The sequence below is a fragment of the Methylobacterium sp. genome (assembly GCF_019750675.1).
Taxonomy (GTDB): Bacteria; Pseudomonadota; Alphaproteobacteria; order Rhizobiales; family Beijerinckiaceae; genus Methylobacterium.
This window is the reverse complement of the sequence record NZ_JAIEOF010000414.1, coordinates 1-11569: the sequence shown is the minus strand read 5'-3', so window position 1 is coordinate 11569 and position 11569 is coordinate 1. Positions and strand designations below refer to the sequence as shown.

Sequence of the window (11569 nt, the reverse complement as noted above, 5' to 3'; positions counted from 1 at the left end):
TCGTACGCCCGCCCGATGGGAGCCTAGCACGGAAAACGAGCTTGGCCGTTCGCGCGTTCCGGCCACGCTTCACGATGGCGCGGGATGTGGCGCGCGGGCCACAAACGCCGGCGTTCGCGCGTCTCTACCCGCGGACCTGTGCGACGGGTCCGCCGCAGCGTCCGGTTTCAAGGGAGAATGAACCAACTGGATGGATCGCCAGTTGACAGGTCCGAACGGCGACGGTTGCGGATCGCCGGCACCATCCGACATCCCGGTTTGTCACCGCGGCGCCTGGTCCCCGTCGCGCGCCCGCACCCTTGCGCGGGCCGCGCCACCTGCTCGGGGACGGCCCGCAGTCGTGAGCGTCGCGGGCGTGAATCAACATCCGTGCGCGGCACGGGGAGGAGACGGAGGCGATGGAACGAGACGACGCGTGGCACATGACGGACGACCTGATGGTCGAGGACGGCAAGGGCGATCCCTTCGCCGCCGCCATCCGCGCGACGCGAATGCCCATGATCGTCACCGACCCGCGCCGCGACGACAACCCGATCGTCTTCGTCAACGACGCCTTCCTGCGCCTCACGGGCTACGAGCGCGACGAGATCATGGGCCGCAACTGCCGCTTCCTGCAGGGCCCGGACACCGATCCCAACGCCATCCGTCAGCTGCGCGAGGCGGTGGAGGCCCGGCGCGACGTCGCCCTCGACATCCTGAACTACCGCAAGGACGGCAGCCCGTTCTGGAACGCCCTCTACATGAGCCCCGTCGTCACCAAGGGGGGCGATCTGCATTACTTCTTCGCCTCGCAGCTCGACGTGACGGACCGGGTCGACGCGCAGATGCGGACGCAGAACGAGAAAGAGCATTTCGAGCGCGAGGTCGCCAAGCGGACGCGCGAGTTGTCCGAAGCCCTGGCGGCCAAGACCATGCTCGTCCACGAGGTCGACCACCGGGTGAAGAACAACCTGCAGATGGTGGCCTCCCTCCTCACCATGCAGACCCGGAGCATCACCGACCCGGCCGCGCGCGACGCGATGAAGTCGATGCTGACCCGGGTCGAGGCCCTGGGGACGGTGCACAAGCGCCTCTACCAGTCGCACGACGTCGAGCGCTTCGATGTCGCCGAGTTCGCCCGGGAACTCGCCACCGATCTCGTGCGCGGCTCCGGCCGGTCCGGCATCACCCTGCATCTCGACCTGGAACCCGTGGAGGTGCCGGTGGAGAAGGCTCCGCCGGTGGCGCTGATGATGAACGAACTCATCACCAATGCCCTCAAGCACGCCTTTCCCGACAATCGGCCCGGCCGCCTCTCGATCACGGTACGGCCGGACGGGCGCCACTTCGCCATCCGGATCGCCGACGACGGCGTCGGCATGCCCCACGACATCGTGGGCGCGCGCTCCTTCGGCAAGCGCCTGATCGAGAGCCTGGCCCGCCAGCTCACCGCCAACATCGCCTGGAAGCCGAACCATCCGGGAACCTCGATCGACATCCGCCTGCCGCGGGAATCCTCGGGCGCCAAGGCCGGCCCGTGAGCGAGCCTCTCCGGGTCCTGATCGCGGAAGACGAGGCACTTATCCTGATGCAGCTCGAATTCCTCGTCGAGGATGCGGGGCACCGGGTCGTGGGGACCGCCGCGACCTCCGACGAGGCGATCCGCGTCGCTCGGGAAACCCGGCCGGACCTCGTCTTCGTCGACCTGCAGCTGCGGGGCGGCTCTTCGGGGATCGACATCGTGCGCGGGCTGCGTGACGATCCCGGCCTGACCCTGGTCTTCGTCACCGCCAACGCCCAGCACATCGCGCAGGATCTCGAGGGCGCGGCCGGGGTGATCCCCAAGCCCTACACGGAGGCCGTGGTCTTCGACACGCTCTCCTATTTCGAGGAATGCGTGCGGCGGCCGCCACCGCGCCAACCCGTCCCCCTCGGCCTGCGGCTGGCCCCGGCCTACCGGAACGCCCTGACGGGCGGCCGCGACGCCGAATAGGCGAAGCCCCGATGCGCCTCCGCGCATCGGGGCTTCGCGTCGGTCCGTCAGGCTCGGGCGGTGCCGACCGCGAGGGCATCGACCCCCGTCGGGGCGGTTCCCGCATCGGCGGGCTCCGCCCCGGTCTCCTCGCCCATCTCGCCCTGCCACTGCGCCACCGCCGCCGTGGCCAGGCCGTTGCCCAGCACGTTCGTCACGGTGCGGCCCATGTCGAGGATCTGGTCGACGCCCATGATGAGCAGGATGCCGGCCGCGGGCAGCCCGAACATCGGCACCGTGGCGGCCACCACCACGAGGGAGGCGCGCGGCACCCCGGCTATGCCCTTGCTGGTGACCATCATGACGAGGAGCATGGTGAACTGTTCGGCGACGCCGAGATGGATGCCGAAGGCCTGGGCGATGAAGAGGGCGGCCATCGCCTGGTACATCATCGAGCCGTCGAGGTTGAACGAGTAGCCGAGCGGCAGCACGAAGCCGGTGACGCGGGGGCGCACGCCGAACTTCTCCAGAACCTCGACGGTGCGCGGGAAGGCGGCCTCGCTCGAGGCGGTGGAGAAGGCGAGGATCATCGGTGCGCGCAGGAGGTCCAGGAGGCGCACCACCCGGTTGCCCAGCGCCAGCCAGCCCGCGCCGATCAGGATCACCCAGAGCACGGCGAGGCCGAGGTAGAACGCGCCGATGAACTTGCCGTAGTCGATGAGAACGCCGAGGCCCTGAACCGTGATCACGGCCGCGATGGCGGCGAAGACGGCGAGCGGCGCCAGCCGCATCACCGCGTCGGTGACGGCGAACATCACGCGGGCCAGCCCGTCGATCATGTGCACCATCGGGTCGGCGTAGCGCCGGTCGATCACGCTGAGGCCCGAGCCGAAGAAGATCGAGAAGACCAGGATCTGCAGCACCTCGTTGGTGGCCATGGCCGAGACGATGCTGGTCGGAAAGACGTGGGTGAGGAAGTCGCGCAGGTTGAGGGAGGCGGCCTTCAGCCCCGTCTGCGCGCCCGCATCCGGCAGGGGCAGGGCGAGGCCGGCGCCGGGCTGGAACAGGTTGGCGACGAGGAAGCCCAGCGACAGCGACACGATGGAGGCCGTGAGGAACCAGCCCATCGCCATGGCGGCGACCCGGCCCACCGAGCGCGTGTCGCCGAAGCTCGCGATGCCCGACACGATGGTGGCGAAGACCAGGGGTGCGATGATCATCTTGATCAGCCGCAGGAAGATGTCCGTGCAGAGGGTGAAGTACCCGGCGATCTCCTTGGCTTCCGCCGGCCCGGCCGCCGTCCCGTGCAGCACGGCCCCGACGGCGATGCCGAGGAGGAGGCCGATGCCGGTGTAGAGGGTCAGGCGGCCGGGCTTCTTGCCGTCGTCCTGTGTCGTTGCGATCTGTGCCATGGTGTTCCTCCCAAAATGGCGATGTTGGCGTCCGTGACGGGGCGCGCGGTCAGGGGTTTCGGTACGAGTCATGGCGTGACCCGGATCTCGCGCGAAGGGCCGCGCGGGTTCCCTCTCCCCGCTTGCGGGGAGAGGATCACGGGCACCCCGTCGTGCCTGTGATGAGCGGAGCGAGGGTGAGGGGGCGATTTCGGAACGGGCTCCCACGGGATAAGCCCCCTAACCGTCGGCTGGCGCCTCGACGCGCCGACGACGAGGTCGTCGCGTCCCTCTCCCCGCGAGCGGGGCGAGGGAATGCGCACGCATCGCCGCGATCCGGCCGGGTCCCTGGTTCCGCGATTGCCCGCCCTCAGGCCGCCGCGAAGGCCTGCGGACGGGTCAGGCGGTCCGGCTGGAGCACGGCGTCGAGCTGCTCCTTGGCCATCAGGCCCTTCTCGAGCACGAGTTCGTAGACGCCCCGCCCGGTGGCGTGCGCCTCCAGGGCGACGGCCGTGGCGTTGCGGTAGCCGATATACGGGTTGAGGGCGGTGACGATGCCGATCGACTGCTCGACGCTGGCGCGCAGGCGCTCGCGGTTGGCGGTGATGCCCCGGACGCAGTGGACGTCGAGGGTGATGCAGGCCGCGCGCAGGTGGGTGAGGCTATTGAACAGGCTGTAGGCGATCACCGGCTCGAAGGCGTTGAGCTGGAGCTGGCCGGCCTCGGCCGCGAACGTGATGGTGACGTCGTTGCCGATCACCTCGAAGGCGACCTGGTTGACCACCTCGGGGATGACCGGATTGACCTTGCCGGGCATGATCGAGGACCCGGCCTGGCGCGCCGGCAGGTTGATCTCGTTGAAGCCGGCGCGGGGGCCGCTGGAGAGGAGGCGCAGGTCGTTGCAGGTCTTCGAGAGCTTGACGGCGACGCGCTTGAGCACGCCGGACAATTGCACGAAGGCGCCGCAATCCTGGGTCGCCTCGACGAGGTCCTCCGCCGTCTCCAGGGGGATGCCGGTGATCTCGGACAGCCGCGCGCAGACGAGGGCCGCGTAGAGGGGATGCGCGGTGATGCCGGTGCCGATGGCGGTGGCGCCCATGTTGATCTCGCGGATCAGCAGCGCCGCCTCACCGAGCCGGGCCTCGTCCTCGCGCAGCATCAGCGCGTAGGTGCCGAATTCCTGGCCGAGCGTCATCGGCACGGCGTCCTGCAACTGGGTGCGGCCCATCTTCAGGATGTCGGCGAATTCCGTGGATTTGGCCGCGAAGCTGGCGCGCAGACCCGCCATGGCGTCGATCAGCCGGCGGATGGCGCCGGTGGCGGCGATCTTCAGGGCGGTCGGATACACGTCGTTGGTGCTCTGGCCCATGTTGACGTGCTCGTTGGGGTGCAGGTGCTCGTAGGCGCCGCGCGGATGCCCCAGGATCTCCAGGGCCCGGTTGGCGATGACCTCGTTGGCGTTCATGTTGGTGGAGGTGCCGGCCCCGCCCTGGATCAGGTCGACCACGAACTGCTCGTGCAGGGCGCCGGCGCGGATCTCCTCGCAGGCCGCCACGATGGCCTCCGTGCGGGTCGGGTCGAGGAGGCCGAGTTCGCGGTTGGCGAGCGCCGCCGCCTGTTTGATCGCCGCGAGCGCGTTGATGAGGTCCGGGCAGTCGGCGAGCGTCCGGCCGGTGATCGCGAAGTTCTCGACCGCCCGCAGGGTGTGGACGCCGTAATAGGCTTGCCCCGGCACCTCCCGGTCGCCCAGGAGGTCGTGCTCGGTGCGGGTGGGGCGGGCGCTGGCGGGAACCTGGGTCACGGGTCGCTCCTCGGGCGTGCGGATGCGATCCGGCACGCTGTGCAGGTTGAGAACGGGCACGCGGACGCCTCGGCGCTCGGCCGTTGGCGGCCGCACCTCGGGTCTTCGTGGAAGGTCGGATGGACGTCGCCCCCGCACCGCGGTGTGGGTCGGCCGCGGCTCGGGTCGCCGCTGGGGAGGGGATTACGCCCGAGTCGCGCGCGCCGCCAATGCTAGTTGCGACCGAGACTATTCTTGAAGTGCATAGTTTGGTTCGTCGAGGGCCGCCGCCGCCCAGACATGGTCGAGAAAGGGCCGCGCCCGCTCGGCGCTGCGGTAGAGCCGGATCTCCATGAGCATCTCGGAACTGACCACGTCGAGGGCGCCCGATGCGATCTCGGCGGCGACCAGGCTCACGGGCAGCCAGGCCACGCCGTGGCCGGCCAGCGCCATGGAACGCAGGGCCTCCGCCATCGAGTTCTCGTTGGTGTGGATCGGGTAGGTGACGGGCGCCCCCTCCTTGGACTGGGCAATGGCCGCGAGCAGGCCGAGGAACGAGCCGCGCGAATATTGTAGCAGGGGCCGCCGGCCCTCTGCATCCGGGGCGAGGCCGTGGGGGGCGGCCACGGCCACGAGGCTGTCGCGCCCGATGATCCGGTAGGGGTAGCGCGCCGGGTCGAGGGGCATCGGGATGCCCGGATGGTGATAGGTCAGCAGCAGGTCGTAGCCGCCTTCCACCAGGGCCTGGACGCAGATGTTGAAGTTGTCGGGGAGGACCCGGCTCGCCATCGGTCCCACCGCCTCGCGGATGCCGTTGAGCCAGCGGGGCAGCACGGACAGGCAGAGGGAATGGAGCGCCGCGATCGTCACCACCGGCAGGCTGGAGCGCTCGCTGCGATTGCGGAAATCCGCGCGGCTCAGGGTGAGGAGGCGTGAGACCTCCTCGGCGGTCTCGAGGAACTGGCGGCCATCCGCCGTGAGGGTGATCGGATAGGTGCTGCGGTCGAGGAGCACCGTGCCGAGCCAGACCTCCAGGGAGCGGATGCGCCGGCTGAAGGCCGATTGCGTCACGGCCCGCAGCTCTGCCGAGCGCGAGAAGCTGCGGGTCTCGGCCAGGCTGATGAAGTCCTCGATCCACTTGAGTTCCATCGCGGCTCCCACCCGATCGTAAGCTCAAGACAGCTTATACGCTTCGCGGGCGCTTGCGCCGGTCATCGGTCCTGGTGGCGTCCGCGACCCGGATCAGGCCCGGGATCGCGCCAGCAGGTAGACGACGACCACCGCGAGAACGAGGGATACGAGCTTCCAGAACAGCACCGGATCGCGTTCCAGGAGGGCCGCCCGCCGCACCCCCGGCAACGAGGGGTTGGGATACCGCAGATCGTGGACGAAGGCGGAGAGCGCGTCGTAGCGCTGGGCGGGCCTCGGATGCACCGCCTTGCGCAGGGCCGCGTCGACATAGGCCGGCAGGCCGGCGCGCGCGGCGGCGACGGAGCCGTAATGCAGGCGGTCGGCCCGCGCCGCGCTGAAGGCCCGCGCCGCCTCCGTGCCGTAGGGCAGGCGCCCGGTGAGCATCTGATAGGCGATCACGCCCACCGAGAAGATGTCCGAGCCCGGCGTGGCGGGACGTCCCGCGAGGCATTCCGGCGCGGTGTACTGGATCGTCCCCTGCACCGATTCGTCGATGACGGGATCGTCCTCCGCGAGCCCGCCGATCCGGGTGGAGCCGAAATCGATGATCCGGACGGTGCCCGCCGCGTCGATCAGGATGTTGTGGGGGCGCAGGTCTCGGTGCACCATCTCGCGCCGGTGGAAGGCCCGCGCCCCGGCCGCGATCTGCTCGACGATGCCCCGCACCGCCTCCAGCTCCGGCCTCGGGTTGTCGCGCATCCACTGCGCCAGGGTCCGGCCCTCGACGTAGTCCATCACCGTGTAGAGGTGGCTGCGCCGCCGCGTCTGCGGCGGGGCCGACAGCACGTGCGGGCTGTCGATGCGCCGCGCGACCCACTCCTCCATCATCAGGCGCCGCAGGCCGGCCGGATCGGCCTGCAGGTCCGTCGACGGCACCTTCAGGGCGACCGGGCGCCCGCTCTCCGGGTCGGTCGCGAGGTAGACGTGGCTGCGGTGACTGGCGTGCAGCGTGCGCAGCACCCGGTAGCCGTCGAAGATGGTCGGCGGATCGAGGACGGGGGCGGGGGGCAGGTCGTCGACCCGGCCCGAAAGCTCGGCCGCCTCACCGTCCGGCAGGGCATCGATGCGCACGATCTGGACGGTGAGGTTGTCGCCGCTGCCGTTCTCGTAGGCATGTCGGGCGATCGCCTGGGCAGCCCGGTCGAGATCGCCGCCGTGGCGGTCGATCTCCGCGACGATCGCCTCGGGCCGCACGTGCTCGTGCACGCCGTCCGTGGTCAGGACGAAGACGTCGCCCGCCTCGATGGCGACCGTGCGGTGATCGATCTCCACATGGGCGGCGGCGCCGAGCGCGCGGGCGAGATAGGATTCCTCGGCCGAGACGACGACGCGGTGGTCCTCGGTGAGCGCCTCGAGGGAGCGCCGGACCACGCGCGAGACGCGGGCGTCGCCCACGTGGAAGATGTGGGCGGTCCGCGATTTCAGGACGAGGGCCGTGAAGGTCGTCACGTAGCCGCGATCCCGCGATCCGTCGGGATCGTGCAGGTGGCGGTTGCGCCGGGTCTCGGCGTGGAGCCACGAATTGGTGGCGGCGATGACCCGGCTCGCCGCCGTCCTGACGGACCAGGACTCGGGCGTGTCGTAGTAATCGGCGAGGAAGCTGCGGACCGCCGTTTCGCTCGCGACGTGGCTGACGGGGCTGCTGCCGATCCCGTCCGCGATGGCGACCACGGCGCCCTTGAGCAGGAGCGCGGCGCGCTCGGGCACGAGGGCGCCGTGGAAGTCCTGGTTGGTCTCCTTGCGGCCCCGGGTGCTGTGCTGGCCGAGGGAGAGCGTCAGAATCGCGGGCATCCGTCGCTCCCGGCGGTCGGGCCTTAGCGCCCCGCGGCGCGGGGCCCGGCCGGTCGCGTGTCAGGCGGCGAGGCGGCGCTCGGCCTGCACGGCGTTCCGCTTCGGGGCCGTGCGGACGTGGGTCGTGTAGAGGGTCAGGCCGGTGAAGGCGAGGCCGCCGATGAGGTTGCCGAGCACGGTCGGGATCTCGTTCCAGAAGAGGTAGTCGGCGATCGAGAACTGGCCGCCCATGAGCAGGCCGAAGGGAAACAGGAACATGTTCACCACGGAGTGCTCGAAGGTCATGTAGAAGAACACCATGATGGGCATCCACATGGCGATCACCTTGCCGCTGACGGTCGTCGAGATCATCGCGCCGACGACGCCGGTGGAGACCATCCAGTTGCACAGCATGCCGCGGATGAAGATCGTGAACCAGCCGCCGACCCCGTGCGCGGCATAGCCGACCGTGCGCCGCTCGCCGACATGGGCGATGAACTCGCCGACCTTGTCGGCCGGGGCCGTGAAGCCGAACGTGAACACGAAGCCCATCATGAAGGCGACGGTGAGCGCGCCGAGGAAGTTGCCGAGGAAGACGAGCCCCCAGTTGCGCAGCACGCCGCCCCAGGTCACGCCGGGCCGGCCGTCGAGGAGCGCGAGGGGCGCCAGGACGAAGACCCCCGTGAGCAGGTCGAAGCCCAGGAGGTAGAGCATGCAGAAGCCGACCGGGAACAGGGCGGCGCCGAGGATCGGGATGCCGGTCTGCTGCGTGATCGTGACCGCGAAGACCGCCGCCAGCGCCAGGATCGCCCCGGCCATGTAGGCGCGGATGATGGTGTCGCGGGTCGACATGAAGATCTTGGCTTCGCCTGCATCCACCATCTTGGTGACGAACTCAGCAGGGGCGAGGTAGGCCATAGCGGTTCCTTTTCGGTTTGGCGTTTCCGCGGTGCTCGCCGGACGGGCGGGGGCAAGCCCACCTTCCGGCCACGCTCCATTGCGCGGCCCGCAGCAGGGGATCGGTGAGGCGCCGGCACGGCGACCGGCATGCGTCATCTCGCAGGATTCGAGTTCGCGAGTTTCGTGTCTGCAAGATCCGGACCGATGCGCCCCGACGCCTCCGCGCCGAATCGATACCCGTTCGGCATCGATCGATCCCTTGATCGCATTGGACGAATTATAAGTCCCACCATAACCCTGGTCCTCAATGGACGCTGGGCTCGACGCAGCGCCGACACAACAATCATTCCGGGTGGGAACGATGGCGCTGGCTCTAACGCTGGAGGCGCGCGCGCAGGGTCGCGTGCGCTGGGGCATCCTCCTGATGCTGTTCGTGACCACGGTCGTGAACTACGCCGACCGGGCCATCATCTCGATCGCCGGCACGCCGATGTCCCAGGAACTCGGACTGACCCCGGTGACCCTGGGCTACATCCTCTCCGCCTTCTCCTGGTCCTACGTCGCCGCGCAGGTGCCCGGCGGCTGGATGCTCGACCGCTACGGCTCGAAGTGGGTCTATGCGGGGGGTATCTTCTTCTGGTCGCTGTTCACCCTGGCTCAGGGCTGGGTCGGCTTCCTCGGCGGCGGCGCGGTGGTCGCGCTCTTCATCCTGCGGTTCCTCGTCGGCATCGCGGAGGCGCCGTCCTTCCCCGGCAACGCCCGCATCGTCACCGCCTGGTTCCCCAGCGCCGAGCGCGGCAAGGCCAGTGCGATCTTCAATTCCGCGCAATATTTCGCCCCCGTCCTGTTCGCGCCGCTGACCGCCTGGGTCACGCACGAATTCGGCTGGCGCTACGCCTTCATCGTCATGGGGGTCATCGGCATCGTGCTCGCGGCGATCTGGATCCGCGTCATCCACGATCCGGCCGACCATCCGACCGTGACGCGGGCCGAGCTCGACCACATCGCCTCCGGCGGCGCCTTGCTGGCGCTGGATGCGCAAAAGCACGCTCAGACGAAGGGCTTCGACTGGGGCGTGGTGCGCCAGCTCCTGTCCAACCGCATGCTGGTCGGCATCTACGTGGCGCAGCACTGCATCAACGTGATGACCTACTTCTTCCTGACCTGGTTTCCGATCTACCTCGTCAAGCAGCGCGGCCTCACCGTGCTCCAGGCCGGCTTCGTCGCCTCGCTGCCAGCCCTCTGCGGCTTCCTCGGCGGCATCCTGGGCGGGGTCATCTCGGACGCGATCCTGAAGCGCACCGGCTCGCTCACGAAGGCCCGCAAGATCCCGATCGTGGCCGGCATGCTGCTCTCGATGTCGATCATCGCCTGCAACTACGTGGATTCGCCGGCCTTCGTGATCGGCTTCATGGCGCTCGCCTTCTTCGGCAAGGGCATCGGCGCGCTCGGCTGGGCGGTGATCTCGGACACCTCGCCGAAGGAGGCGGCGGGCCTCAGCGGCGCCATCTTCAACATGTTCGGCAACACCGCCGGCATCACCACGCCGATCGTCATCGGCTACCTCGTCCAGGCGTCCGGCTCGTTCAACGGCGCCCTGGTCTTCGTGGGCTGCAACGCGCTGATCGCGATGATCGCCTACCTCGTCATCGTCGGCGAGATCCGGCGCGTCGAACTGCGCAAGGCTTGAAGGGGCATGACCATGCTCGGCGAACCGGCCGCCATGACTGAGAACACCGGGGACACCCCCCGCACCCTGCGCCTGCACGCCGACGACAACGTCGCCATCGTGGTCAACGCCTTCGGGTTGCCCGCCGGAACGGTCTTTGCCGACGGACTGACCCTGCTGGAGTTCGTGCCGCAGGGGCACAAGGTGGCGCTCGTCGATATCCCGCAGGGCGGCACGGTGGTGCGCTACGGCGAGGTGGTGGGCATCGCGCTGCGCCCCCTGCCGCGCGGGTCCTGGGTCGAGGAATCCAGCGTCGAGACGCCGGTGGCGCCCGACCTCGACGCCCTGGAGAAGGCGACCCGCGTGCCCGCCCCCCTGCCGCCGCTGGAGGGCTACACCTTCGAGGGCTACCGCAACCCGGACGGCTCGGTCGGCACCAAGAACATCCTGGCGATCTCGATCAGCGTGCAATGCGTGGCCGGCACCCTCGACGTCGCCATCCGGCGGATCAAGCAGGAGTTGCTGCCGCGCTACCCCAACGTCGACGACGTCGTCGGCCTCACCCACGCCTATGGCTGCGGGGTCGCCATCAACGCCCCCGAGGCGGTCATCCCGATCCGCACCCTGCAGAGCCTCGCCCGCAACCCGAATTTCGGCGGCGAGGTCATGGTGGTCGGCCTCGGCTGCGAGAAGCTGGTCTCCGAGCGCCTGCTTCCGCCGGGCTCCGAGGCCGCCGACAGCGGCGTCGTCCGGCTCCAGGACGAGCGTCACGCGGGCTTCGGCATGATGCTCGACAGCATCATGGCCATGGCGGAGGCCCGCCTCGAAGTGCTCGACCGGCGCACCCGCGAGACCTGCCCGGCCGCCGACCTCGTGGTCGGTCTGCAATGCGGCGGCAGCGACGCCTTCTCGGGCGT

The 11569-nt window shown here is 69.5% G+C and carries 9 protein-coding genes; 4 read left to right on the top strand and 5 right to left on the bottom strand.

Going from position 1 to position 11569, the window contains the following annotated elements:
* Window positions 1-398: 398 nt before the first annotated feature.
* Together K2X24_RS21860 and K2X24_RS21855 are read left to right on the top strand one after the other, a co-directional pair.
* Entirely contained in the window at window positions 399-1520 is a 1122-nt protein-coding gene (locus K2X24_RS21860; protein WP_292501060.1) for a histidine kinase dimerization/phosphoacceptor domain -containing protein, read from the top strand.
* The gene (locus K2X24_RS21855) at window positions 1517-1972 is read left to right on the top strand and encodes a response regulator (RefSeq protein ID WP_292501056.1); all 456 of its coding nucleotides are present in this window, start codon (window positions 1517-1519) and stop codon (window positions 1970-1972) included. The genes K2X24_RS21860 and K2X24_RS21855 overlap by 4 nt, the downstream gene beginning before the upstream one ends.
* 47 nt (window positions 1973-2019) lie before the next feature.
* On the opposite strand, the gene K2X24_RS21850 is transcribed toward K2X24_RS21855, so the two are convergent.
* The 5 genes from K2X24_RS21850 to K2X24_RS21830 all read right to left on the bottom strand — a co-directional run bounded on the left by K2X24_RS21850 (window position 2020) and on the right by K2X24_RS21830 (window position 9001).
* Window positions 2020-3363 (bottom strand): dicarboxylate/amino acid:cation symporter, encoded by a 1344-nt coding sequence (locus tag K2X24_RS21850; RefSeq protein WP_292501054.1) that lies wholly within the window; start codon window positions 3361-3363, stop codon window positions 2020-2022.
* 349 nt (window positions 3364-3712) lie between these two features.
* Window positions 3713-5143 carry an aspartate ammonia-lyase gene (aspA, locus tag K2X24_RS21845; protein WP_292501062.1) on the bottom strand — a complete coding sequence of 477 codons (1431 nt, stop codon included), beginning with the start codon at window positions 5141-5143 and terminating at the stop codon, window positions 3713-3715.
* A 228-nt stretch (window positions 5144-5371) separates the two neighbouring features.
* Window positions 5372-6271, bottom strand: coding sequence for a LysR family transcriptional regulator (locus K2X24_RS21840; protein ID WP_292501052.1), 900 nt, complete (start codon window positions 6269-6271; stop codon window positions 5372-5374).
* Between the two features lie 93 nt (window positions 6272-6364).
* A complete protein-coding gene (locus K2X24_RS21835) occupies window positions 6365-8104 on the bottom strand; it encodes a bifunctional protein-serine/threonine kinase/phosphatase (RefSeq protein WP_292501049.1) in 1740 nt (579 codons plus the stop codon).
* 60 nt (window positions 8105-8164) lie between these two features.
* Window positions 8165-9001, bottom strand: a complete 837-nt coding sequence (locus tag K2X24_RS21830; RefSeq protein WP_292501046.1) for a formate/nitrite transporter family protein — start codon at window positions 8999-9001, stop codon at window positions 8165-8167.
* Between the two features lie 343 nt (window positions 9002-9344).
* Between K2X24_RS21830 and K2X24_RS21825 the strand changes: the two genes are divergently transcribed.
* A complete protein-coding gene (locus K2X24_RS21825; protein ID WP_292501043.1) occupies window positions 9345-10673 on the top strand; it encodes an MFS transporter in 1329 nt (442 codons plus the stop codon).
* 33 nt (window positions 10674-10706) lie between these two features.
* The coding region (locus K2X24_RS21820; RefSeq protein ID WP_292501041.1) for a UxaA family hydrolase at window positions 10707-11569 on the top strand (863 nt) is incomplete at its 3' end.

Bases quoted from the DNA above. Each gene is read 5' to 3' on its own strand.
- K2X24_RS21830 (WP_292501046.1), bottom strand. From the start codon at position 9,001: ATGGCCTACCTCGCCCCTGCTGAGTTCGTCACCAAGATGGTGGATGCA.
- K2X24_RS21825 (WP_292501043.1), top strand. From the start codon at position 9,345: ATGGCGCTGGCTCTAACGCTGGAGGCGCGCGCGCAGGGTCGCGTGCGC.
- K2X24_RS21850 (WP_292501054.1), bottom strand. From the start codon at position 3,363: ATGGCACAGATCGCAACGACACAGGACGACGGCAAGAAGCCCGGCCGC.
- K2X24_RS21835 (WP_292501049.1), bottom strand. From the start codon at position 8,104: ATGCCCGCGATTCTGACGCTCTCCCTCGGCCAGCACAGCACCCGGGGC.
- K2X24_RS21860 (WP_292501060.1), top strand. From the start codon at position 399: ATGGAACGAGACGACGCGTGGCACATGACGGACGACCTGATGGTCGAG.
- K2X24_RS21840 (WP_292501052.1), bottom strand. From the start codon at position 6,271: ATGGAACTCAAGTGGATCGAGGACTTCATCAGCCTGGCCGAGACCCGC.